This window comes from Streptosporangium lutulentum (assembly GCF_030811455.1).
In the GTDB taxonomy this organism is placed as follows: domain Bacteria; phylum Actinomycetota; class Actinomycetes; order Streptosporangiales; family Streptosporangiaceae; genus Streptosporangium; species Streptosporangium lutulentum.
Genome location: NZ_JAUSQU010000001.1, coordinates 5,472,197 through 5,496,010, shown reverse-complemented (window position 1 = coordinate 5,496,010; position 23,814 = coordinate 5,472,197). Strand labels below are relative to the sequence as shown.

The window sequence follows — 23,814 nt, the reverse complement described above, 5'->3', positions numbered from 1 at the left end:
GGAAGGCGGATGCGTCCGGACTGTTCCGGGGGGTGAGGATCTCGCTCTACAGTGCGCGGGCGAGCGTGGTCCCGGGGCGGGGAAGGGGCGAGCTCATCGGGCCCGCACCTTCCTGCCCACGGTGGCCACGGTCAGGATGACGAGCACGAGCGCGGCCGAGACGGCGTAGCCGATCCGGCCGCCGTGGTCGTGGAAGGCGCCGCCGACCAGCGAGCCGATCGCGACGTAGGTCGCCGCCCACACCGCGCAGGCGGCGGCCTCCCAGGTGATGAACCGCAGGTAGGGCATCCTCAGGGTTCCGGAGACGATCGGCACGATGGAGTGCAGCAGCGGGACGAACCGGCCGGTCACCAGCGCCCATCCGGTGTTCTGGCCGCTCGCGAGCCGCTCGGCGTGGGCCCAGCGGTCCTCGCCGAGCCTCGTGCCGAGCCGTGAGCTCCTGATCCGCGAGCCGAACCGGCGGCCCAGCAGGTAGCCGATCGTCTCGCCCAGCATCGCCCCCGAGGCGGCCGCGGCGACCAGTGCGGCGTACTCGGCGACCGATCCGGCGGTGGTGCCCGAGACCAGCACCGCGACGTCGCCGGGGACGAGGAGGCCGACGAAGAGCGAGGTCTCGGTCACCATGAACAGGAACGTGGTGAGCGCGACGACCGCGAGCGACTGTGCGGCCAGGGTGTCGACGACGCTCAACGGTGAGATCACCGCGCGCCGCCGGGACGCGGGCGGCGTGACTTGCGTGACGAGTACACGGTGTGCTGTCCTTCCAGGGGACGTAGGTACTGGTCAGCACGGGTTCCGCGGTGATGTGAGTTGGTGCTCGGCCGCGAGTCGTGCCTGGTACGTGACCCCGGCTTGCCGGCCGGGTGAAAAGGGATCCCGTCGTGGGTCGTCGAGTTGCCGCTCGGCGGCCCACGTTCGTTCAGTCGATCTCTTTCAGCAACCGCTCCACCTCGGTGAGGCGGGCGCGGAGCTCGGACAGTTCCTCGGCCGCGCGGAGCTGGGCCATGACGGCCTCCTGCGCCAGCATCCGGTAGCTCTGGTCCTTGGAGGACTCGACCTTGACGCGGTAGGTCGTCAGGGCCTGCTTCGTCACCACGGCGAGGAAGATCAAGACGATGACGACGATCACGAGGGCGAAGAGGTTGTCAAACATCGCCGTCACCGCCCGACAGGGTCTTCGCGGCCTCGGCCACGGTCTGCGGCGTCAGCACGAACGCGAACCGCGCCAGTTCGTAGAACTTCATCGCCTTTCCATCCTCCGAAAGCTCAAGTGATCCGTTCACCAGTCCCGCCGCCTCCAATTTGCGTAGATGCACGGTGAGGAGCGGTCTGCTCATGTTCATCTCCCTTGCCAACTGGCTGACGTACTGCCTGCCGCCGGCCAGGACCGCGATCACCCGCAGCCGGTGGGGGTTCGACAGAGCGGAGAGCGCAGCAAGGAGCGCGTCACCGCTGACGTCGTTCGGCTTGCTCACCACCTCGACCTTTCATGTGTAAACAAAACATTTCATGAGATTTGGATAGTTGTCAACGGAAAACCTGAGTGGTCACGTGGTGGTAGTCGGTATGCAATGTCCGTTCGAGCATGCTTCGCGCCGCTCCCGGCGAGTCTCCGCCCGATACCCCATTCGCCTCGCTAGCCTCCCTACCATGGCCACCCGTACGTCTAAAGGCGCCTCTGGAAAGCCCCCCGGCAAGGGGTCCTCTGGCCGGTCCGGGTCTTCCTCGGCCCGTACGGCTCCCGCCAAACGCGTCTCCACGACCAGGGCGAAGACCACGGCCCGGCCGAAGACCACGTCCTCGGCGCGCAGGCCCCCCTCGCCGCAGCACGATCCGATCACCTGGGTGCTCACCGTGATCGGCAAGCTGTTCATGGGGATCTGGATGCTGCTCGCCGGGGGCATCGGCGGCGCGGCACGCGCCCTGGGTCAGAACGCGCGCGAGCTCGACCCCGTGCATCGCAGGGACGGGCTCGGCCTGACGGTGTTCGCCGGGGCGATCGTGCTGGCCGCCATGACCTGGCGGACGAACGCGGGCACGGTCTCCGGCGTGGTCAACAGCGTCATGCACGGCGTTTTCGGGTCGCTGACCTGGCTCATCCCGATTCTGCTCGTCCTGCTGGCCTGGCGGCTGCTGCGCCACCCGGACCAGAACGCCGACACCGGTCGGATGATCATCGGGTGGTCCGCCCTCACCGTCGGAGTGCTCGGCGTCGTGCACGTCGCGCAGGGCACGCCGTACCCCTCGGGGGGCGGTTCCGACGGCATGGACAAGGTGTCGGCCGCCGGCGGCATGATCGGCTTCATCGTCTCGGCGCCCCCGGCCAGCATCCTGCCCGTCTTCGTCACCATCCCGCTGCTGCTGATCCTGTCCGGCTTCGGCGTCCTGGTGATCACCGCCACCCCGGTGCACCGGGTCCCCGAGCGGCTGGCCGAGATCAAGCACATGCTCTTCAACCGGGAGGCCCCGGCCACTCCCCGCACCCCCAAGAAGCGGTCCTCGCGCAAGAAGCCGGCGGGCGAGGGGCCCAACCTCGGCGACAGCGTCAAGCCGTACGACACGCCCGTCATCACCGAGCCGCCCGGCAAGCTCGCCGGGCACTCCCCGGAGATCGTGCCCGGCCTGGCCGAGGAGGACGAGGAGGAGACGCCGGTCCGCAGGGCGGAGCCGCCCGAGCCGACCCCGGCGCCGCGCAAGGTCGAGCAGCTCGTGCTGTCCCCGCAGGCGGGGCCGTACACCCTGCCGGAGTCGCAGCTCCTGCGCTCCGGCAGCACGCCCAAGCCGCAGACCAAGGCCAACACCGTGGTCGTCAACGCGCTGACCAGCGTGATGGAGCAGTTCGCCATCGACGCCCAGGTGATCGGCTTCACCCGGGGCCCGACGGTGACGCGCTACGAGATCGAGCTCGGCCCCGCGGTCAAGGTCGAGAAGGTCACCGCGCTCACCAAGAACATCGCCTACACGGTCAAGTCTGCGGATGTCCGGATCCTGAGCCCGATTCCCGGCAAGTCGGCGATCGGCGTCGAGATCCCGAACACCGACAAGGACCTCGTCTCGCTGGGCGACATCCTGCGCTCCCCGGTCGCCCAGGCCGACCACCACCCGATGATCGTGGGTCTCGGCAAAGACGTCGAAGGCCGCACGATAGTGGCCAACCTGGCCAAGATGCCCCACCTGCTCATCGCGGGCGCCACCGGCGCGGGCAAGTCGGTCTGCGTCAACGGCCTGATCACCTCGATCCTGATGCGCGCCACCCCGGACGAGGTCCGGATGGTCCTGGTCGACCCCAAGCGGGTCGAACTGAGCGTCTACGAGGGCATCCCGCACCTCATCACCCCGATCATCACCAACCCCAAGAAGGCCGCCGAGGCCCTGGAGTGGGTGGTGGGCGAGATGGACCGCCGCTACGACGACCTGGCCGCCAGCGGCTTCAGGCACGTCGACGACTTCAACAAGGCCGTGCGCGCGGGCAAGCTCGTGCCGCCGCCGGGCAGCGAGCGGGTCTACACGCCGTATCCCTACCTGCTGGTGATCGTCGACGAGCTCGCCGACCTGATGATGGTCGCCCCGCGAGACGTCGAGGACTCCATCGTCCGCATCACCCAGCTCGCCCGCGCCGCGGGCATCCACCTGGTGATCGCCACCCAGCGTCCCTCGGTGGACGTGGTCACCGGTCTGATCAAGGCCAACGTGCCGTCCCGCCTGGCGTTCGCCACCTCCAGCCTCGCCGACAGCCGGGTCATCCTGGACCAGCCGGGCGCGGAGAAGCTGGTCGGCCAGGGCGACTCGCTCTTCCTGCCGATGGGCGCGAGCAAACCCATGCGCCTGCAGAACGCCTTCGTCTCCGAGAAGGAGATCGGCGAGATCGTCGCGCACTGCAAGACCCAGATGCAGGCCGAGTACCGTCAGGACGTCACGGCCGCGGCCTCGGTGAAGAAGGAGGTCGACGACGACATCGGCGACGACCTCGACCTGCTGATCCAGGCGGCCGAGCTGATCGTGACCACCCAGTTCGGGTCGACCTCGATGCTCCAGCGGAAGCTGCGGGTGGGCTTCGCCAAGGCGGGCCGCCTGATGGACCTGCTGGAGAGCAGAAGCGTGGTCGGACCAAGCGAGGGGTCGAAGGCACGCGAGGTTATGGTCAAGCCCGACGAGCTTCCGGGACTCCTCGCCGATCTCCGTGGACAATGACCGACCCCACCGTACGGCTTCCGATTGGTTACTGATTGAATGGGACCCACTACGCAGCGTCGGGGGCTGAAGGGCGTGCGCTATGGGTATTGGCAACGATCTGGCGGAGGCCCGCCGGGCGATGGGACTGACCGTCGGGCAGTTGAGCGAGCGCACGCGCGTTCGTGAGGCGCTGATCCATGCGATGGAAAGGGAGGATTTCTCCCTCTGCGGGGGCGACTTCTACACGCGAGGACACCTCCGCAACATCGCCAAGGTCCTCGGGCTCGACTACGAGGCCCTGATCCACCGATACGACGATCAGCACGGGGGCGTGCCGGCGCCGGTGCGGGCGGCCGCCGTGTTCCAGGCCGACACACCGATCAAGATCCGCGAGCGCCGCTCGCCCAACTGGACGATGGCCATGGCGGTCGCACTGATGATCCTCGCGGTCTTCGGCGTGGTGAAGACGATGGGCGGGAACAGCGCGCCCACGGCGGACCTCTTCCCCGCTCCGGCGTCGACGGGGCCGACGTCCAAGACGTCCGACCCGCGCCGGGCCGCGTCGCTGACCACCGGCAAGCGGGGCGAGCTGGTCGTCGTCCGGGTCAAGGCGGAGCGTACGTCCTGGCTCGACGTGAAGGACGGAGGCGACCGCGTGCTCTTCTCGGGCAACCTCAAGGCGGGAAGAACTTCCACCTGGAAGGCGAAGAAGAAGCTGAAGGTCACCTTCGGCGACGGGGGAGCCGTCCTGCTGCAGGTGAACGGCAAGAACCTCGGAGCTCCGGGCAAGGCGGGAGAGGTTCTCAACCGTTCCTACGGGCTCTCCGAACCTCGGACGCCCTAGCCGTTCGCGCGGTTGCAACGGGCTTGGAATGGGGGAGGTGCATCGGGTAGTGGCCAACTCCCGATACCGTAGTGTTCACCATGTCATCCCGCCGAACCGCATCGCTGATCACACTGGGCTGCGCGCGCAACGAAGTCGACTCCGAGGAGCTCGCCGCGCGTCTTGAGGCTGCCGGCTGGCAGGTGGGCGACGACGACCCCGATGTCATCGTCGTCAACACCTGCGGCTTCATCGACTCAGCGAAAAAGGACTCCATCGACACGCTGCTCGCCGCGGCCGACTCCGGGGCCAAGGTGGTCGCCGCGGGCTGCATGGCCGAGCGTTACGGCGATCAGCTCGCCGACGCGCTGCCCGAGGCCGCGGCTGTCATCTCCTTCGACGACTACACCCAGATCGGCAGGCGTCTCGACGACGTGCTGGCGGGCGCGCCACTCGTCCCGCACAGCCCTCGTGACCGCAGGACCCTGCTGCCCATCTCCCCGGTCGAGCGCGCCTCCGCTCCGAAGACCAACATCCCCGGCCACGGCGAGCTGCCCGAGGGGATGGCGCCGGCCAGCGGCCCCCGGCCGCTGCGCAAGCGCCTGGGCGACGGCCCGGTGGCCTCGCTGAAGCTGGCCTCCGGCTGCGACCGGCGCTGCACGTTCTGCGCCATCCCGGCCTTCCGCGGCGCCTACGTCTCGCGCGACCCCTCCGAGCTCCTCGGAGAGGCCGCGTGGCTGGGCGAGCAGGGCGTCAAGGAGCTCGTGCTGGTCAGCGAGAACTCCACCTCCTACGGCAAGGACCTCGGTGACCTGCGGGCGCTGGAGAAGCTGCTGCCCTCCCTCGCCGCGACCGAGGGCATCGAGCGGGTGCGCATCAGCTACCTGCAGCCCGCCGAGCTCCGCCCCGGGCTGCTGGAGATGATCGCCTCGACCGAGGGCGTGGCCGCCTACTTCGACCTCTCCTTCCAGCACGCCAGCGGTTCGGTGCTGCGCCGGATGCGCCGGTTCGGCGATCCCAGGCGCTTCCTCGACCTCCTGGAGTCGGTCCGCGCGATCGCCCCCGAGGCGGGCGTGCGCTCCAACTTCATCGTGGGCTTCCCCGGCGAGACCGAGGAGGAGTTCGGAGAGCTGGTCGACTTCCTCCAGGAGGCCAGGCTCGACGTGATCGGCATCTTCGGCTACTCCGACGAGGACGGCACCGAGGCGGCGTCGCTCCCCGGGAAACTGGACCAGGAGACCATCGACGCCCGTGTGGCCGCCCTCACCGAGCTGGCCGAGGAGTTCATGGCCCAGCGGGCCGAGGAACGGATCGGCACGGAGGTGGACGTCCTGATCGAGGAAGACCTCGGAGACGGCGGCTACGAAGGCCGTGCGGCCCACCAGGGGCCCGAGGTCGACGGTTCTGTAACGGTCCAGGGCATCGGGCTGGTCCCAGGGCAGATCGTCCGGGCCGTCGTGGTCGACTCCGAAGGGGTCGACCTGATCGCACGGATCAAGGCGGCCACATGAGCGCGCCACCGGGCCGGGAGGGCGTATGACCAACACGCCAGAGACGGGCACCGATTCGACCGCGGCATCCATGGCCCCCAAGGTGAGCGCCTGGAACATCGCCAATGTCGTGACGGTGATACGACTGGCGATGGTTCCGTTCTTCGTGGTCTGCCTTTTCCTGCCGGGATCCGGCTGGCGGGTCGCGGCCCTGGCGGTCTTCCTGGTCGCCTCGCTCACCGACCTGCTCGACGGTGAGCTGGCCCGCCGCTACGGCCTGATCACCGACTTCGGGAAGATCGCCGATCCGCTCGCGGACAAGGCCCTCATCGGTGCGGCGCTGATCAGCCTCTCGATCCTGGACGAACTGCCCTGGTGGATGACCGTCGTGATCCTCGGCAGGGAGATGGGCGTGACCGTGCTGCGGTTCGCGGTCATCAGGCACGGGGTCATCCCCGCCAGTTACGGCGGCAAGGTGAAGACCGTCCTGCAGATCGCCGCGATCGTCTCCTACATCTGGCTGGGAGTGCCGGATCTGATCCGCTGGATCGTCATGGGCGCGGCGGCCGTCGTGACGGTGGGCACCGGGCTCGACTACGTGATACGCGCGATCAAGCTGCGGCAGGTGGCGAAGCGGGCGCGGGCCCGATGAACCATCGCCTGCGCAGCGCCACCAACGTGCTCTCGCTCCTCGTCCGCAGGGGTGAGACGGTGTCGGTGGCCGAGTCGTTGACCGCCGGCCTGATCGGCGCGGCGCTCACAGCCCCTCCGGGGGCCTCGGCGGCCTTCGTGGGCGGGGTCATCTCCTACGCCACCGAGCTCAAGCACCGCCTCCTGGAGGTCCCCACGGGCCTGCTGGAGCGCGAGGGGGCCGTGCATCCACAGGTCGCCGCGGCCATGGCCGACGGCGTCCGCGGGCTCACGGGCTCCACGTACGGCCTGGCGGTCACCGGGGTGGCCGGGCCGGATCCCCAGGACGGCAAACCGGTGGGCACCGTTCACCTTGCCGTTAGCGGCCCGGACGGGCGGGTATGGCACCGAGATCTGCACCTCGCCGGGACGCGGGAGGAGATTCGCGAATGGACGGTGAACGAGGCCGTGGACCTGCTCGAAGGCCTGCTGGAGGCGAGCGTGAGGGAACATTCCGGGTGATTACCGCGTTACGTCCCCAGCGAACATGCCCGCCATGGTCTGCCGTGGTGTCAGTGGTTACGGGTACGGTGGAACTGTGAGTGATGTAAAGGTCAAGCGATGATGACGGCGAGGAGTATGTACCAAGGGTCGCGTTCAAAGAACGGGCGGCACGAACCGGTCGCGCGGAGTGTTGTCAAGGCATCCGCGCCGGGGAGGGAGCGACAGATGGTCCTGCTGCGTCAGCTGCTCGGTGACGTGCTGCGGCGGCTTAGGGTGCGCCAGAGTCGCACCTTGCGTGAGGTTTCCACATTGGCCCGTGTTTCTCTCGGATATCTGTCCGAAGTGGAGCGTGGCCAGAAGGAGGCCTCCTCGGAGCTGCTCGCGTCGATCTGCGGTGCCTTGGGCGTGCCGCTTTCACAGGTGCTTCGCGAGGTTTCCGATCAGTTCGCGTTGGCCGAGCTCCAGCACGCTCCGGTGCTGGCAAACGATGTCCCCGAGCGAGAGCGTCTTCCGATTCCGGAAACCGTGCCCCCAGGCGCCATCCCGGACTCCGTCTTTCCCGAGGTCAACGACATGGTCGCCGCCTAGTCGGCCGGTCATTCCGGCTGGCAGTGGCCACACCAGACGATCAGCCGTTCCTGCGGCTGTGCGCCCATCTCCCCACGACTGATTCGACGCCCGCAGCGCAGGCAAGGCCTTCCGGCCCTGCCGTAGACCCAGGTGCCCCGTCCCGGACGGGGGTCGCCGGTCGTCACCCTGCTCGGACGGCCTTTGTTGGCGTTCATCAGGCGATGCGCCAGCGTCACGACCGCTCCCAGGTCTTCGATCATGCCTACGGGCCGCCACGGCGAGATTCCCGCGAGAAACAGCGTCTCCGCCCGATAGATGGTGCCGATTCCCGCCAGGTTGCGCTGGTCCAGTAGCGCCTCCCCGATGCTCACCTCGGGCCTTCGAGCCAGCCGTCGCACGGCCTCCGCCTCATCCCAGTCCGTCCCCAGCAGGTCAGGTCCGAGATGCCCGACGAATCGGGACTCCTCACGTGCCGGGATCAGATCGACCATGCCGAGCCGTACTCCCGCCGCCTGCCACTCGGCGTTGGCGAGCACCAGGCGGATCACGTCGCCCGGAGGCAACCGGTGGCCGGCGGCCGAGATCTGCCAGCTTCCCTCCATCCGCAGATGGGTGTGAACGGTCAGACCGCCCTCGACGCGGGTGAGCAGGTGCTTGCCGCGAGGGACGGTCTCCAGCACGGTCCGTCCGGTGAGGTCGGCCGTGGCGTGACGGGGCACGCGAAAATCGGAGCGGGTCAGGACCCGCCCGTCGAGTGCCCGGCCGAGCCGCCCGGCGGCGCGGTGGACGACGTCACCCTCGGGCACGGAACCCGCCGGGCGGCAGGGGCGGCACGGTCTAGTCCCAGGCGGCGGGATCGTCGGACAGCTGCCGGACCCGGGCCGGGAGGGCTCCGGTGGCCACGTTCTCGAGCGTGACCTCCTCCAGGATCGCCCTCTCGCTGGCGCGCAGCGCGATCCAGACCTGCTGGAGGGATTCGGCGGGGCCCCGGTAGCCGACATGCTCGGGACGCTCGCCCCGCACATTGGCCAGCGGGCCGTCCACCGCGCGGATCACATCCGCGAGGCTGATCTCGGCGGGCGGGCGGGCCAGCACGTAACCACCCTCGGGGCCACGCTGTCCCCGGACCAGCCCGGCCCGGCGCATCTGGAGCAAAATGTTTTCCAGATATTTAGGGGGCATGTCCTGCTCTTTGGCCAGCTCACCCACGGTGGTAGGTCCGTCACCCGCGGCGGCGAGTTCGGCGGCGGCACGTAGGGCATAGTCGACACGAGCGGATAGGCGCATGTAACCGATTATCCCGCCTGCTATTGATTCCTTATGCGCGAGGCCCGCGCGAACTGAAATCCCGTCCGTCGCCCTCGGTGATCACGGGAGCACGCAGCCAGGTGTCGCCGGGCGCGGCTTCGTGGACGACGTAGTGATGCGGCGCCATCGCGGAGGTGCGGCCCTGGAGCAGGGCGAGGCAGTCGGCGTGGATCTTCTCCGGGGTTCCGGAGGTGACATGGCAGGTCAGACGCCCGTCGGCGTCGTGGGTCACCCGGTGAGGCCGTCCGCGGACGGCCTCACCGACCAGCCGTTCGACCGCGTCGAGGTTCACCCAGCAGGAGTCGCTGTGGATCCAGCGGGGGCCGTACTCGACGGGGGCGATCCCGGAGACCGACAGGACGTCCCGCATGGGGATCATCCGGTCCTCGGCCCTGATCAGCAGCCTGACGAGCCCCGTCCCGAAGGTCTCCGCCTCCGCGCGGGTCATCACCCGGGGATCGATCCAGAACGTCAGATCCACCTCCTCGTCCTCCAGTCGGTCGGCCCAGAGCGCGAGGTGCGCGGGAAGCGAGGCGGCGGGCAGCCAGTCGCACTCGATCTCGGCGGACGGCGCGGGCTCGCGTGCCGAGGCGGTGACCCCGCTCATGTCGTTGAAGACACAGTCGCGTGCGAAGTTCACTCCCCGCTCGGCGTTGACGGCCTCGATGACCTTCCAGAGCTCGGTGGAGTCGAACCGGCTGTGCTGGTAACCGCTGAGGGAGGCGGTACGGAAGCGGCGGATCGCCTCGTCGAAGGTGGAGACGTCGAGGTCGGCGGCCATCAGCGCGTCCTGGGCCAGCGGCCCGACGTAGCCGCGCAGCTCGGGACGGACCCGGTTGCTCGCCAGCGAGGCGATCACACAGGTCCGCTGGACGTTGCGCAGGCCGACCAGGACGCCCAGCGCGGCGAGGACCACGGCCGAGCGGCTGGCGCCGGTACGGCTCGCGACGGCGGCCAGTGCCCCGCCCGCCACCGCGGAGCGGACCCGGAGCCGGGGACGGATCGCGTCGGTGTCGGGCACCTCGTCGATCGCGAACATGGACTGCGGTGCCCGCCGAAGCCGGGTCTCCCAGTGTCGCAGGGCCGCCGCGGTGCGGCGCAGGCCGAGCGGGCCTCCCTCGGCCTCGGCCAGTTCGAGGGGCTGGGTCGGGTACGGCGGGGGGATGGTGCCGCCCCGGACCAGACGCTCCCACTCGCGCATGACGGTGGCCAGGCCGATCGCGTCCACCGAGGTGTGGGGGAACACGAAGACCGCCAGGCGCGGCACGTTCCGTTCGGTGATCACGGCGACCCTGATGGGAAGCTCCGCCTCCACGTCGAACCGGGTGCCCTGCATCCGCAGGCCGACCTCCTCCGCGAGGCCGTCGAGGCCGGGTTCGCCGCCGGGCTCGGCGTCGTGCACCTCGACGGCGAGCGCGCCGGAGCCGATCACCCGCTGGGTGCCGGAGTGGATGGTGGCCCGGAGTCCCTCGTGCCGGGAGAGCAGCAGCCCGACCGCCCTGGTGAGAGCGTCGAGGGTCGTTCCCGCCGGAAGGCGCTTGGTGACGCGGAAGTTCATGTGGAGGGGCGGGTCGCGGAGCACGCAACGGGCCATGTTGGCCTGACCCATCGTGACGGGTCCGTACCGGGTCGGCTGTCCCGTGTATTCGGCTGCGATCGTGATGACGGTATCCATGTCCAGACCTGCCTCGCCACGCGCGGCAAGGGTCTTACTAAAAAGAACCTTTACCGTTTTCGGGAGTGTTCCACGCGATGGGTGAGAGTCGCAAGCCTTGCTTTCCGGGCACAAGGCGGATGACGGCGGACGGCGGGACCACGCGGTGGAAACCCCAGGTGAAAAGGGTCGCGGTGCCGGGAGAGTCCGGGAGGCGAGGTGGTGGGAAGCCGGAGCGCCGAGGGGCTCGCGGGGCGGATCCGGGGCCGCGAGGCGGGGCGGAACGTGGGTCGCGGCACGGCGGGGGGCACCCCCGTGGCCCCCCGCGAGGCCTCCGCAGGGCTAAACTATCAGGAAGCTTTATTAATGAATAGAACCGCCATTTTTGATTGAATATAATTACGACGGGGAAACGGCGACAAGAGAGCATGCGTATGGAGCGACGTCCTGGCGTGCCCAGGCTTTTGAGGGAGATCAACGACCGGGCCGCCCTGGAGCTTCTGCTCGCCTCGGGACCGCTGACGAGAGGCCAGATCGGGGAGCTCACGGGCCTTTCCAAGGTGACCGCGTCACAGACGCTCGCCCGGCTGGAGGGGCGCGGTCTGGTCGAGGTGGCGGGAGAGCAGGCCGGTGGTCGAGGGCCCAATGCGGCGCTTTATGGGATTATTTCCTCCTCAGCCTATGTGGCGGGACTGGACGTCGGCCCGGAATTCGTCACCACCGCCATCGCCGATATCCACGGGGAGATCGTGGCCGAGGTGAAGGTCGCGCCGAACGGGCATGACGACCCGGTCGCCCTCGTGCACAGCGCGGTCGTCAAGGCGTGCCGGTCGGCCAAGGTGGCGCTCTCCAAACTGCGGGCGGTCGTGATCGGCACCCCGGGCGTGGTCGATCCCCGGACCGGGGACGTGCGGTTCTCCTTCGACCTGCGGGGATGGCAAGAGGGCATCCATGAGCGGCTCGCCCGCGACCTGCGCCGCGACGTCAGGATCGAGAACGACGTGAACCTCGTCGCCCTCGCCGAGCGCGCCCTGGGCGCCGCCCGCGAGGCCGACGACTTCGTGTTGCTGTGGGTGGGCCGCGGCATCGGCCTCGGTGTCGTGCTCGGCGGCCGGCTGTACCGCGGCCGGTCGGGCAGCGCGGGTGAGATCGGCTACCTGCCGGTGCCCGGCGTGCCGCTGGCGGAGGATGTGCGGGTCGTGCCCGGAAGGCTGCCCTCGCTCGCCGGCGGCCTGGCGTCCCTGGTCAGCGCCGAGGCGGTGGCCGAACTCGCCAAGACGCACGGCTTCGCGGGCAACAGCGCGGCCGAGTGCGTGGCGGCCGCGGTCAAGGCGGGGGAGCGAGGCGAGCCCCTGCTGAACGAGATCGCCGAACGGCTGGCGCTGGGCGTGGCGTCGGTGTGCGTCGTGCTCGACCCCGGGCTCGTGGTGCTCGCCGGAGAGGTCAGTCAGGCGGGCGGAAGCGCGCTCACCACCAGGGTCGAGGAGGCGGTGGCCCGCATGTGCCCGATCCGCCCGCAGGTGGTGCCCACCGCGGTGGCCGGGAACCCGGTGCTGCGCGGCGCCGTTCTCGCGGCTCTGGACCAGGCCCGCGAGGAGATCTTCGCGTCCTGAGAACCCGCCGGAACGGGTTCCTCGAGCGTGGCGGCCCATCTCGGCGTTCCGGCGCCGGGGCTTCGCCCCCCACGAACTGGAGATGTCCCCGCCTCACGGATCGCGCGGCTCACCCGGCGACCGTGGGAAGCCTCTCGTGATACCGGGACGGTTCCAGCCTGAGAGCCGACGCAGGCCATCGTGGCGCGGGGGCTTCGCCCGGCTGTCGACCGGGCCTTGTCCGTCGCGCGGCTGCAGCGCGTCCACCGCACGAAACGGTTCAGGGAAGTTGGCGCGCCACACTCCCCGGAACTGCTTGGCGTCAAGTGATTACTTTAAGTGATTGACTTGCTATTCATGCATGATACTATGCATCTATGAGGGCATCCCCTCCTTTGCTGCTGCCGTTACTTCGATCCGATGCCGTCGGCGAATTACTGGCCTGGCTGTACCTCCATCCGGAAGATGAATACTCGACAACCGATCTTGCCGCACGCGTGGGCACATCGCAGTCGACGGTGAGCCGCGAGATGGATCGGCTTGCAGACGCTGGGCTGATCATCGAGAGACGACACGGAAACCTGCGCCTCATACGTGCGGACATGGACACGATCGTCGCGAAGCCACTGACCGACCTGCTCGCGGTGACCTACGGTCCAGCGGCCATCCTGCCGCCCCTTCTCCAGTCGATCTCCGGCATCGACGAGGCATACATCTACGGCTCCTGGGCTGCGAGACACGTCAACCAGGCGGGCCCGGTGCCCCGTGACGTCGACGTTCTCATCGTGGGCTCCGCGGACGACGACAAACTTTACGACGCGGCACGGAGTGCGGAGCGGATCCTCGGCCGCGAGGTGAACATCAGCCGGATCTCGTCGGCATCGTGGACCGATGACACGGACAACCCGTTCGTGACGTCCTTGCGGAGCAAGCCCCTATACCCCCTGATTCGGAGGCGGATCGCCACATGAGATGGATGCAAGGACGCGACCGGATCGACGCGATGCTGGCTTCGGGCCAGCTGGAACGGGTGCCACCGAGCCGGGAACACGCCGACACCCTGATCACCCAAGCCGGGCGTCACGTCGAACTCGCCCGCACGGGCGCCGAAACAGATCCGACAGGGGCATATCAGCTTCTCTACGACGCCTCCAGAAAAGCGCTTGCCTCCATCCTGGAGAACCAGGGACTGCGGGCCACCAGCAGGGGTGGGCATCTGGCCGTACTGGACGCCGTCACAGCCCAGTTGGATCCACCGCTCGGGCAGTCGCTCCGCTCGTTCGACCGCATGCGCCGCCGACGCAACGGCGCCGAATACCCCCGGGCCGACACTCCGGAGATCACCCCCGACGACGTTGCCCACGACATGGTGAAAGCCGAGGAGTTCCTGGCGCTCGCGACCAAGGTGCTGGATCAGATGAGCCCGTACTGAGTCTGGCAAGGACCATCTGCCCACAGGCATCTCGATATCGGGAAGAGCTTTTCGATCGTCTCATCCTCGATCCACGGCTGCCGGCCGGGTGCGGATGAGGGCCGACGTCAGCAGGCGGCCAGGGTGACCGGACCGCCCAGGTCAAGGTGCCGGTCGCGAGCCGCCTGGAACGTCAAGATATCGGCGAGGCGCACCACTCGGTGGCGACCTCCGGGTAGACAAGTCGACGGAATGTCGCCGGGGTCGAGAAGGCGGGCGACAAATGGGCGACACGGGCCCAGCATCTCGGCAGCCTCGGCTGGGGGTCGGTTCCGTTTCGGAAGCCAGGACGGCGACCGCGTGACCGGTCGCCGGCTCATCCGCTGAAGCGATGGGAATCTGGACCGGCTCAATGGGTGGGACGGCCTCTGTGAGTGGCCATCAATGTCTCAGGGTCGGTTTGGCGTGGGTTGCTTGTCTCGGGCGTAGCGCGTGTGTAGCATTCGATTGCATAAATAGACAGGAAACTTTCCTAATGATTCCTGTTCGGGACGGCTCATGCCCCCGTCGTCTGCCGAAGAGGAGCTATCCACGAGGGAGACGGACAGCATGTCGCACGCCTCTTTCGATCTGCGGGGGATCCCGCTGGCGCTCCACCTGAACGGCGCCGTCGACGTTCCGGCGCTGCTGGGCGCGTGCGCCGCCGTCGTCGCCCGGCACCCGGTGCTCGGCCGGGTCCGGGTGACCCGCATGGAGGCCTCTCCCAAGCGCTACCCCGAGATCGCGGCGGCGGAGGCCGCTCGCCCGTTCGACCTGGATCGCGGTCCGCTCGCCCGGTTCACGCTGGTCACGGTGGGACAGGACCGCCGCCGGCTGATCTTCGCGGCGCACGGCCGGGTGTTCGACGAGAGCTCCAAGGACATCCTGGTCCGCGACCTGGCCGACGCCTACTTCTCGCGCACCGCGCTGCCCGCGCTGCCCGCGCCGTACGGCACGGCTGACGGCTCCCCGGAGGCCGAGGCGTTCTGGAGGGAGCGCGCCGGGCTGCCCGCCGAGCTGGTCCTGCCCGGCCTGCGGGCGAACCCGCACGGCGCCGGTCCCGGGGAGATCGTTGAGATGGTGCTCGGTCAGGCGGAGTTCGAGGGCTTCGCCGCCGCGGCCACGGTGCTCGGCGCGACCCGGTTCGAACTGCTCCTGGCCGCCCTGGGCGTGCTGCTGCGCCGCTACGGCACCACCGGCTCGCCGCTCGCCCTCGACCTCGGCACCCGGACCGGCGAGACGCGGGACCACATCGGGTCGTTCGTCGCGCAGGTGCCGTTCGTCCCGCACCCCGGCCTGGATGAGGACCTGCCCGCCTACCTGCGCACGGTCCAGGCCGAGCTCCGTTCCCTGTACCGGTTCCGGCACCTGCCGCCGGAGAGGACCCGCCGCCCGGTCCTGTTCAGCTACCGCAGAAGGGCGGTCACCCCGCGCTTCCACGGTGTCGGGGCCGGGGTGGAATGGACGGTCTTCAACGGGGTGGCCCGTGGCGCGCTGCACGTCCAGGCCGTGGACGCGGACCTGAGCCTCACCCTCGGCCTCCGCTTCAACCCCGCCGCGATCGACCACGACGACGTGTCCCAGATCGCGAAGCACCTGCGCGCGCTTCTGCGGGCCGTCGCGGCCGAGCCCCGCGCGAAGATCGCGGAGATTCCCGCACCGGCCCATTCCGCACCGGCCGACCTCACACCGGCCGATCCCGTATCGGCCGACCTCACACCGGCCGATCCCGCACCGGGCGATTCCGCATCGGATGAGGGGCCCGGTACGGCGGGCACATCGGCCCATTCCGAACCGGACGAGGAATCAGCGGCGGCCGATCCGCCGCCTCCGGTCACCGAGGCGGCGGTGAGTCCCGCGGTGACGCGGACGCGCGAGGTCTGGCGGGAGATCCTCCGACCCATGACCGCGAACGCGTTCTGATCCCCTGCCGGTACGGCTCGCGCCCGGGATCCCCCCGGGCGCGAGCCGTACCGGCATGTCGCCTGAACTCAGACGCCGAGCAGTTCGGCGGCGGCCTGGGCGTTGGCGCGGGCGGCGCCGTACGTGGCGAGGTAGGTGACGCCCTCGGGACGCCAGATCGGCAGGCCCATCTCGACCACGGTGGCGTCGGGGCGGGCCGACAGCAGCGCGGACACCACCGACCGGCTGGCCTGGTAGCGATGGGCGTCCTTGACCACGAGGATCAGCGAGCGGCCGGCGGCGCGCTCCAGGAGGCCCGGCACGTCGGCGTCCTCCGGCTTGACCCGGACGACCTCCGCCTGCGGCAGCAGGGGCGTGAAGCCCCACGGCACGGTGCCGACCGCGATGGTCGGCGGGGTGTCGACCTCGACCACCAGCGGATCGACCAGGGGGGACGCCGACCCGGTGAGGCTGATCGCGCGACGGGCGGCGGCCAGGCCGATCACGTTCTCCTCCGCCTCACCCGCGTGGGGCGTTCCGAACCAGGCGCGCAGGCCGGCCACCCGCTCGGCCACGGCCTCCAGGCGGGCCAGGGGCAGGCGCCCGTCCAGCACCGCGGCGACGATCTCGGAGATGATCCCGCGGACGTCGTCCTCGGTCGGCAGCGGGCCCAGGCAGAGCAGGTCGGTGCCGGCGGCCAGGGAGAGCACCGCGCCGCCGGCCAGGCCGTAGGTGTCGGTGACCGCCTTCATGTCCAGGGCGTCGGAGATGACCACGCCGTCGTAGCCCAGCTCGCCGCGGAGCAGGCCGGTCAGGGCGGCGGGGGAGAGCGTGGCGGGGGTCGTGCCGGTGACGGCGGGAACCCGTACGTGCGCGGTCATGATCGATCTGGTCCCGGCCGCGATCGCCGCGCGGAAGGGGACGAGCTCGCGCTCCCGCAGTAGTTCCAGGGAGGCGTCGACGAGCGGGATCTCCAGGTGGGAGTCCTGCCGGGTGGCGCCGTGGCCGGGGAAGTGCTTGACGCAGGCGGCCACGCCCGCCGACTGCAGGCCGTGGACGGCGGCGACGGTGTGCCGGGCGACCAGGGCGGCGTCGGACCCGAACGAGCGGGTTCCGATCACCGGGTTGTCGTCGGCGGTGTTCACGTCGGCCGAGGGGGCCATGTCCAGGTTGACGCCGCAGCGGGCCAGATCGTCGCCGATGGACCGGTAGACGCGCCGGGTCAGCTCGACGTCGTCGACGGCGCCGAGGGCGGCGTTGCCGGGATAGGGGCTGCCCACGTGGTAGGCGAGCCGGGTGACGTCGCCGCCCTCCTCGTCGAGCGAGATGACCGGGTCGCCGGCCTCGCGCAGGCGGGCGGTGAGGGCGGAGAGCTGGGTGGCGTCGGCGACGTTGAAGCCGAAGAGGGTGACGCCGCCGAGACCGTTCTCCAGACCTCGCAGGACCCACTCGGGGGCGGTGGTGCCTTGGAACGCGACAAGCAACGCGCCGGCCGCGAGTCGACGCAGCCCCTGATCGCTGTGTCCCGCGATGAACTCAGACATGGCGTTACGTATTTCCTTACCTGAGATAGGGGGGTGTCGAATGTGGACAGGGCTGGTACGGCCCGCGCCTTGTGGGTGCGAGCCGTACCGGCTTTGGAGGGGTCAGCCCTTGACGGCACCCGCGACGAGACCCGAGACCATTCGCCGCTGCACCAGAAGGAAAAAGATGATCACCGGGATGGTCATCAGGGTGGAGGCGGCCATGATGCCGCCCCAGTCCACCGACCGCTGGCTGACGAAGTAGCGCAGCGCCACGGGCATGGTGTAGCTGGCCTGGTCGCCGATCAGGGTCAGCGCGAACACGAACTCGTTCCAGGCGGTGATGAACGAGAAGATGCTCGTCGCGACGAGACCGGGCGCCACCAGCGGGAACAGGACCTTCCAGAAGGTGGCGAACCGGCTCGCGCCGTCGATCCAGGCCGCCTCCTCCAGTTCCTTGGGCACCGCCGCGACGAAGGTGCGGAGCATCCAGATGGCGAACGGCAGCGTCATCGCGATGTTCACCACGATGAGCCCGAAGAGGTGGTCGTACAGGCCCGCCCGCCTGACCATCATGAAGAGCGGAATGAGCAGGGCCTCGCCCGGCACCATCTGCACGATGAGGAGCAGGACCAGGAACGAGGTGCGCCCGCGGAAACGGAAGCGGGCCACGGCGGTCGCCGCGAGCAGGGAGAAGACCGCGCCGATGAGCACCGTGCCGACGGCCACGATGGCGCTGTTGAGCATGTAGCGCCAGATGGAGTGGCCCGCGACGCCCTCGGTGAAGACCCGCTTGACGTGGTCGAGAGTCGGGTCGGTCGGGAACGGGATGAAGTCCGTCGTGAAGATCTGCTCACTGCTCTTGAACGCCGTGGACACCATCCAGTAGACGGGGAACACGGCGAACACGAACACCACGACGGCCGCGGTGTTGAGGCCGAACTTGCCGAGCCGCTTGCGCTGCTTGAGTTTCCTGTTCGCCTTGACGTGCCTGCTGGGCCGTCCGGGCGTCTCGAAAGTGGTCATCGCACGTCCTCCGTCTTCACGATCTGGCGGACGTAGAAGAAGGTGATGACGAGCAGGATCAGCGTCAGCACCACCGCGATGGCCGCGCCCATGCCCATCTTGGGCGGAGCGCTGAAGGCCTGGGTGTAGGCGAACAGCGACAGGTTGAAGGCCTCACGGTTGGACGTTCCGCCCGCCAGCACGAAGAGCTGGGTGAAGACCTTGAAGTCCCAGATGATGGAGAGCACGACCAGCACCGCGAAGACCGGCTTCAGCAGCGGGAAGGTGATCCGCCAGAAGATGCGCCACGCGGAGGCGCCGTCCACCCTGGCCGCCTCGTACAGCTCCTGGGAGATGCTCTTCAGCCCGGCGAGCACCGAGACCGCGATGAACGGGAACGACGCCCAGACCACCGCGATGATGAGCACCACGTAGATGGTGAACGCGTCGTTGAGCCACGGCTCGCCGGTCCAGTCGGAGCGGCCGAACAGCAGCGAGGAGAACCAGTCGGGGAGCGCGTTGAGCCCCCAGTTGATGACACCCGACTCCGCGTCGAACAGCCAGCGCCAGATGATCGCGGTGGCGATCTGGGGGGTGGCCCACGCCGCCATGATGCCGACGATGAGGAAGGTCGACATCTTCTTGCCGAGCTTGTGGAGCAGCAGGCCGACCAGTGTGCCGAGCGTCAGGGTGAGTGCCACGGTGACGGCCGCGAAGACGACGGTGTTGCGGAGCGACGTCCAGAACAGCTCCGACTCGAACAGCTTCTGGTAGTTCTCGAAGCCGACGGACTCGGCCGGCACGCCCCGGATCTGCCGCAGTCCCACGTTCTGGAAGGACATGACGACCATCTGGTACAGCGGGTAGAGCAGCAGGCCGGCGATGACCAGGAGGCCGGGGATGAGCAGCGCGTAGGGGAGCACCCATGCGGGCATTCTGCCCGGCTTGCGCGGAGGCTTGGTGGTGTTTCGCCCCCGCGCCGGGGAGAGGGACGAGCCCCCGCCCCGGGCGACGGTTGAGGTGTTGGCCATGATTACTGGTTCAGGATCTCTTCGAGTTCCTTGTTGGCGTCGGCCAGCGCGGTGTCGACGTCCTTCTTGCCCTCGATGACGGAGCGGGCCGCGCTCTGCAGGACGGCCTTGGTGTCGTTGGCCTCGGCCCAGTTGGTGTCGTTCGGGAAGCCCTTGGCGACCTTGAAGGTCTCGGCGAACGGAGCCTGCACCGGGTCGGCGGCGTACTCGGCCAGCGCCTCCGGGTACAGCGGCAGGAGGCCGCCGTCCTTGGCGTAGCGGGTGCCGAAGTCCTTGCCGGCGGCCAGTTTCACGTACTCGCCGGCGAGCTCGACGTTCTTGGCGTCCTTCCAGACGGCGATGTCGTTACCGCCCTGGAAGGCCGGGGCCGGGCCGCTGCCGTCCTTGGCCGGGAGCGAGAAGAAGCCCATCTTCGCGTCGTCGACCTTGCCGCCGCTCTGCTCCTTGATGGTGGTGATGTCCCAGCCGCCGGTCACGTACATGCCGACCTTGCTGTTGGCGAAGCGGGTCGCGATGTCCACCGAGTTCTGGGTCAGGGCCGACTTGCGCGAGACACCGTCCTTGACCACCAGGTCGGTGTAGAACTGGAAGCCCTCCTTGAAGCCGGGCTCGGTCAGCTTGCCGACCCATTTGCCGCCCTCGAACGCGGCGAAGTCGCCACCGGCCGACCAGACGAACGGGGAGAGCGACATGTTGGCGTCGGAGCCGCCGTTGAAGGCGAAGCCGTCGACGTCCTTGCCCTTCTCGGCGACGATCTTCTTGCCGGCCGCGACGAGGTCGTCCCAGGTCTTGGGAACCTCGATGTTCAGCTCCTTGAACCAGTCCTTGCGGTAGAGGACGGCGCGGGTGCCACCGCCCCACGGAGCGGCGTAGATCTTGCCGTCCACCGTCTCGTACCCCCACAGGTTCTGCGGGATCTGCTGGAAGTCGGGGTTGGCCTTGACGATGTCGGTGATGTCGGTGAGGGCGTCCTGCGCGACCCAGGCGGCCACCTGGTCGTTGCCGAACTCGGTGACGTCGGGGCCCTCGCCGCCGGCCAGCGCGGCGGTCCACTTGGCCTGCGCGTCCGGCCACGGCACCCACTGGACCTTGACCTCGGCGCCGGTCATCTCCTTGAACTTCGCGTTCAGGTCACCCATGAGGGCGTTCTGCTTCTCGTCCGGAGCGCCGAGACGCCACACGGTCAAGGTCTGTCCCGCGAACTTGGGGCCGGAGGCGGCGGGCGCGGACGCGGCGGACTCGGTGGTCGGCGCGGGCTCGCTGCCACAGGCGGCGAGGCCCAGGGCGAGGGCGGCGGTGGTGGCCGTCGTGGTGGCGATTCTCGCGAACTTCACTGGGGGTCTCCCTTTCAGGCTTTCGCCGGGCTTTGCGCTCATCTGTTATCGGCTGGGGTCCCCGCGACCCTCTGTGCTCACTGGGAGCGATCGGAGCTGCCGCAACCCGCGGTTCAACTACTTGCCTGCGGGCTGACCTTTGTAAACTAACAAGAAACTTTCTTAAAAGAAACGATCGTTAGCGGATCGTGACGGGAGATCGGCCTTGCCGGAGCACCTTGGTTTCGGGCTCCGGCAAGCCCGGGAACAGGTGCTCTCTGAAACGATGTGAGAATTGTCGGCATGCGCGACATCGTTTTGATCTCCGATCCCCGCGTCGTCTCGATCCCCGTGGAGGAGTCCGGAGAGCGGTTGGCCGATGTCCGTGGGCGGTTGCGAATCGATGATCGGCTGGCCGATTCCGAGGGGGCCTTCGCGCACCTGCGGGAGGGAGTGCTCCTCCGGCTGGAGGACGCCCAGACGCAGCTTCCGCCGGGATACCGGCTGCTGGTCGTGGAGGGGTACCGGCCGCTGGCGACACAGCGGCAGATCTTCGATGGGTACTCGGCGGAGTTGCGGACGACATTTCCAGAAATGTCGCCCGAAGAGATCTGGGTGGCGGCCAGCCGCTACGTCTCGCCCGTCGAGGTGGCCCCGCACACCGCGGGCGCGGCGGTGGACCTGACGCTGTGCACCGAGGACGGAACCGAGCTCGACATGGGCACGCCGCTCAACGCCACCCCCGAGCAGAGCGACGGCGCCTGCTACACCGACGCCCCAGGACTGTCATCCGAGGCCCGCCACAACCGCAAACTCCTCGGCGTCGCCCTGGAGTCGGCGGGCCTGGTCAACTACCGCACCGAGTGGTGGCACTGGTCCTACGGCGACCGCTACTGGGCCATGACCACCGGAGCCGCCTTCGCCCTCTACGGCTCCCGCCTCCTCTGACTCCCTACGGCACCGCCTTCGCCGATCCCCCAGAGTCTGCCGAGCTGTCTCGCGGCGACCGGGTCACGCGGGAGGGCCGGCCTATATCAAGATCTTGAGCTGCCTCTTTGTGGTGGAATACGTTGGATGGAGCGGACGAGGCAGCTCATGGGCGAGGTGCTGGTCTACTGTTTTGTGGTCGTCCTGCTCACCGGCGGCTTCCTGACGTTCTTCTACACGCCCAGCAACGAGGTCGTGGCCTACAACGGCTTTTACGAGCCGCTGCGAGGCACCCCCATGAGCGCCGCCTACAACTCGATCCTGACGATCGACTCCGAGGTGCGCGGAGGGCCGTTCGTACGGCGGCTGCACCACAGTTCTTCGATTGTGCTCGTCCTGGGGACCGTCGTCTGGGCCCTGCTCGGCCGGTTCCGGTACGCACTCGCGGCGCTGGGCCTGGGCGTTCTCGGCGTGCTCTCCGGCTACGGATCCGCCGACGACCTGTTCTTCCGCACTTTCCTGGGAAAGCTGCCCACTCCTTGGTGGTACGGCCTGCACCTGCTGTTGGCCCTGGCCGTGGGCGCCGTGCTGGTGATCTCCTCGCGACGAGAGGCGGTCCGGAATCCCAGGACACTCCCGTTCGTGGCGCTGAGCCTCGGCCTCACCATTCTGGCGGTCTTCGGGCTCTGACGCGCCATCCGCCGGGGCGAGGGTGGGTCCGGCCTGGGCCGCCCGCTCGATCGCGTCGACGAGCCGGTGTGAACGGGTCAGGCCGAGGCGGATCGGACGAATCCGTTCCTGCCTCGGCCGGTTCAGTCGCCTGGCAAAGGAGCTATCTGGAGCGGCGGACGGTGATCTTGTCGTTGTTGACGACGATGGCGTCGGCGCGGCGGTCGCCGGTGACGTCGGCGAAGTAGGTTCCGCGTGAGCCGTAGTAGGGGTTGGAGGTCCAGGACTGGTTGGGGGCGAATCCGCGGCCGGTTGAGCGGCGGACAGTGACCTTGTCGTTGTTGACGACGATGGCGTCGGCGCGGCGGTCGCCGGTGACGTCGGCGAAGGACGTTTCGCGTGAGCCGTAGTAGGGGTTGGAGGTCCAGGATTCGTTGGGGGCGAATCCGCGGCCGGTTGAGCGGCGGACGATGACCTTGTCGTTGTTGACGACGATGGCGTCGGCGCGGCGGTCGCCGGTGACGTCGGCGAAGTAGGTTCCGCGTGAGCCGTAGTAGGGGTTGGAGGTCCAGGATTCGTTGGGGGCGAATCCGCGGCCGGTTGAGCGGCGGACAGTGACCTTGTCGTTGTTGACGACGATGGCGTCGGCGCGGCGGTCGCCGGTGACGTCGGCGAAGGACGTTTCGCGTGAGCCGTAGTAGGGGTTGGAGGTCCAGGATTCGTTGGGGGCGAATCCGCGGCCGGTTGAGCGGCGGACGATGACCCTGTCGTTGTTGACGACGATGGCGTCCGCGCGGCCGTCGCCGGTGACGTCGGCGAAGTAGGTTCCGCGTGAGCCGTAGTAGGGGTTGGAGGTCCAGGATTCGTTGGGGGCGAATCCGCGGCCGGTCGAGCGGCGGACGATGACCCTGTCGTTGTTGACGACGATGGCGTCCGCGCGGCCGTCGCCGGTGACGTCGGCGAAGGACGTTTCGCGTGAGCCGTAGTAGGGGTTCGACGTCCACGACTGGTTGGGGGCGAATCCGTCGGCCGCGTGCCCGACGCCGGTCGTGGCGGCAAGGGCCATGACGGTGAGCGCGGCGAGAGCGGCGAACCGGCCGCCTCGGGGGGTGGTTCTGGCGGGCCTTCCCTCCGGCGAGCCCGCTGATCCGCGTCCGGCCGAGGTGACGACGGCGAGCCCGGGTGTCAAAGTTTCGCGCGAGGGGTTTCCGCGAGTGGCCATAGGGGGTCTCCTGATTCATGGCGGAGGA

At 68.8% G+C, this 23,814-nt stretch carries 23 protein-coding genes; 12 read left to right on the top strand and 11 right to left on the bottom strand.

The window, feature by feature from the left end; translation table 11 throughout:
- Positions 1-93: 93 nt before the first annotated feature.
- From J2853_RS24400 to J2853_RS24390, 3 genes are all read right to left on the bottom strand, one after another.
- Complete coding sequence (locus J2853_RS24400; protein WP_307561713.1) at positions 94-690, bottom strand: DedA family protein; 597 nt, start codon at positions 688-690, stop codon at positions 94-96.
- Positions 691-919: 229 nt separating this feature from the next.
- Positions 920-1,153: a hypothetical protein gene (locus tag J2853_RS24395; RefSeq protein WP_307561711.1), complete on the bottom strand. Its 234-nt coding sequence runs from the start codon at positions 1,151-1,153 to the stop codon at positions 920-922.
- Positions 1,146-1,475: an ArsR/SmtB family transcription factor gene (locus J2853_RS24390; RefSeq protein ID WP_307561709.1), complete on the bottom strand. Its 330-nt coding sequence runs from the start codon at positions 1,473-1,475 to the stop codon at positions 1,146-1,148. The genes J2853_RS24395 and J2853_RS24390 overlap by 8 nt, the downstream gene beginning before the upstream one ends.
- Positions 1,476-1,650: 175 nt before the next feature.
- Between J2853_RS24390 and J2853_RS24385 the strand changes: the two genes are divergently transcribed.
- From J2853_RS24385 to J2853_RS24360, 6 genes are all read left to right on the top strand, one after another.
- Positions 1,651-4,191, top strand: coding sequence for a DNA translocase FtsK (locus J2853_RS24385; protein ID WP_307561707.1), 2,541 nt, complete (start codon positions 1,651-1,653; stop codon positions 4,189-4,191).
- 82 nt (positions 4,192-4,273) lie between these two features.
- A complete protein-coding gene (locus J2853_RS24380; RefSeq protein ID WP_307561705.1) occupies positions 4,274-5,017 on the top strand; it encodes a helix-turn-helix domain-containing protein in 744 nt (247 codons plus the stop codon).
- 80 nt (positions 5,018-5,097) lie between these two features.
- The gene (gene rimO, locus J2853_RS24375; protein WP_307561703.1) at positions 5,098-6,507 is read left to right on the top strand and encodes a 30S ribosomal protein S12 methylthiotransferase RimO; all 1,410 of its coding nucleotides are present in this window, start codon (positions 5,098-5,100) and stop codon (positions 6,505-6,507) included.
- 25 nt (positions 6,508-6,532) lie between these two features.
- Positions 6,533-7,138, top strand: coding sequence for a CDP-diacylglycerol--glycerol-3-phosphate 3-phosphatidyltransferase (pgsA, locus tag J2853_RS24370; protein WP_307561701.1), 606 nt, complete (start codon positions 6,533-6,535; stop codon positions 7,136-7,138).
- Positions 7,135-7,638: a CinA family protein gene (locus J2853_RS24365; protein WP_307561699.1), complete on the top strand. Its 504-nt coding sequence runs from the start codon at positions 7,135-7,137 to the stop codon at positions 7,636-7,638. The genes pgsA and J2853_RS24365 overlap by 4 nt, the downstream gene beginning before the upstream one ends.
- 207 nt (positions 7,639-7,845) lie before the next feature.
- Complete coding sequence (locus tag J2853_RS24360; RefSeq protein WP_089210832.1) at positions 7,846-8,208, top strand: helix-turn-helix domain-containing protein; 363 nt, start codon at positions 7,846-7,848, stop codon at positions 8,206-8,208.
- Between the two features lie 8 nt (positions 8,209-8,216).
- Here the strand turns inward: J2853_RS24360 and J2853_RS24355 are convergent, their stop codons facing one another.
- From J2853_RS24355 to J2853_RS24345, 3 genes are read right to left on the bottom strand one after another with little or no spacing between them, the layout of a single operon-like run.
- Complete coding sequence (locus J2853_RS24355; RefSeq protein WP_307561694.1) at positions 8,217-8,996, bottom strand: DNA-formamidopyrimidine glycosylase family protein; 780 nt, start codon at positions 8,994-8,996, stop codon at positions 8,217-8,219.
- A 31-nt stretch (positions 8,997-9,027) separates the two neighbouring features.
- Complete coding sequence (locus tag J2853_RS24350; RefSeq protein WP_307561692.1) at positions 9,028-9,477, bottom strand: RrF2 family transcriptional regulator; 450 nt, start codon at positions 9,475-9,477, stop codon at positions 9,028-9,030.
- 31 nt (positions 9,478-9,508) lie between these two features.
- Positions 9,509-11,173, bottom strand: a complete 1,665-nt coding sequence (locus tag J2853_RS24345) for a condensation domain-containing protein (RefSeq protein WP_307561690.1) — start codon at positions 11,171-11,173, stop codon at positions 9,509-9,511.
- 413 nt (positions 11,174-11,586) lie between these two features.
- Here J2853_RS24345 and J2853_RS24340 point away from each other — a divergent pair, with 413 nt between their 5' ends.
- From J2853_RS24340 to J2853_RS24325, 4 genes are all read left to right on the top strand, one after another.
- Positions 11,587-12,765, top strand: coding sequence for an ROK family transcriptional regulator (locus tag J2853_RS24340; RefSeq protein ID WP_307561688.1), 1,179 nt, complete (start codon positions 11,587-11,589; stop codon positions 12,763-12,765).
- Positions 12,766-13,121: 356 nt separating this feature from the next.
- Positions 13,122-13,715: an ArsR/SmtB family transcription factor gene (locus tag J2853_RS24335; RefSeq protein WP_307561686.1), complete on the top strand. Its 594-nt coding sequence runs from the start codon at positions 13,122-13,124 to the stop codon at positions 13,713-13,715.
- The gene (locus tag J2853_RS24330; protein WP_307561684.1) at positions 13,712-14,176 is read left to right on the top strand and encodes a hypothetical protein; all 465 of its coding nucleotides are present in this window, start codon (positions 13,712-13,714) and stop codon (positions 14,174-14,176) included. Before J2853_RS24335 ends, J2853_RS24330 begins: the two co-directional genes overlap by 4 nt.
- 588 nt (positions 14,177-14,764) lie before the next feature.
- Positions 14,765-16,117, top strand: a complete 1,353-nt coding sequence (locus J2853_RS24325) for a condensation domain-containing protein (RefSeq protein ID WP_307561681.1) — start codon at positions 14,765-14,767, stop codon at positions 16,115-16,117.
- A 68-nt stretch (positions 16,118-16,185) separates the two neighbouring features.
- Here the strand turns inward: J2853_RS24325 and J2853_RS24320 are convergent, their stop codons facing one another.
- From J2853_RS24320 to J2853_RS24305, 4 genes are all read right to left on the bottom strand, one after another.
- The gene (locus tag J2853_RS24320; protein WP_307561678.1) at positions 16,186-17,640 is read right to left on the bottom strand and encodes a glycoside hydrolase family 3 protein; all 1,455 of its coding nucleotides are present in this window, start codon (positions 17,638-17,640) and stop codon (positions 16,186-16,188) included.
- A gap of 102 nt (positions 17,641-17,742) precedes the next feature.
- Complete coding sequence (locus tag J2853_RS24315; RefSeq protein ID WP_307561676.1) at positions 17,743-18,645, bottom strand: carbohydrate ABC transporter permease; 903 nt, start codon at positions 18,643-18,645, stop codon at positions 17,743-17,745.
- Entirely contained in the window at positions 18,642-19,655 is a 1,014-nt protein-coding gene (locus J2853_RS24310) for a carbohydrate ABC transporter permease (protein ID WP_307561675.1), read from the bottom strand. Before J2853_RS24310 ends, J2853_RS24315 begins: the two co-directional genes overlap by 4 nt.
- A 2-nt stretch (positions 19,656-19,657) precedes the next feature.
- The gene (locus tag J2853_RS24305) at positions 19,658-20,989 is read right to left on the bottom strand and encodes an extracellular solute-binding protein (protein ID WP_307561673.1); all 1,332 of its coding nucleotides are present in this window, start codon (positions 20,987-20,989) and stop codon (positions 19,658-19,660) included.
- Positions 20,990-21,271: 282 nt separating this feature from the next.
- Between J2853_RS24305 and J2853_RS24300 the strand changes: the two genes are divergently transcribed.
- Both J2853_RS24300 and J2853_RS24295 read left to right on the top strand, forming a co-directional pair.
- Positions 21,272-21,916 carry a M15 family metallopeptidase gene (locus tag J2853_RS24300; RefSeq protein WP_307561671.1) on the top strand — a complete coding sequence of 215 codons (645 nt, stop codon included), beginning with the start codon at positions 21,272-21,274 and terminating at the stop codon, positions 21,914-21,916.
- Between the two features lie 126 nt (positions 21,917-22,042).
- Entirely contained in the window at positions 22,043-22,585 is a 543-nt protein-coding gene (locus tag J2853_RS24295) for a hypothetical protein (RefSeq protein WP_307561669.1), read from the top strand.
- A gap of 142 nt (positions 22,586-22,727) precedes the next feature.
- On the opposite strand, the gene J2853_RS24290 is transcribed toward J2853_RS24295, so the two are convergent.
- A complete protein-coding gene (locus J2853_RS24290; protein ID WP_307561667.1) occupies positions 22,728-23,786 on the bottom strand; it encodes an FG-GAP repeat domain-containing protein in 1,059 nt (352 codons plus the stop codon).
- Positions 23,787-23,814: the final 28 nt, after the last annotated feature.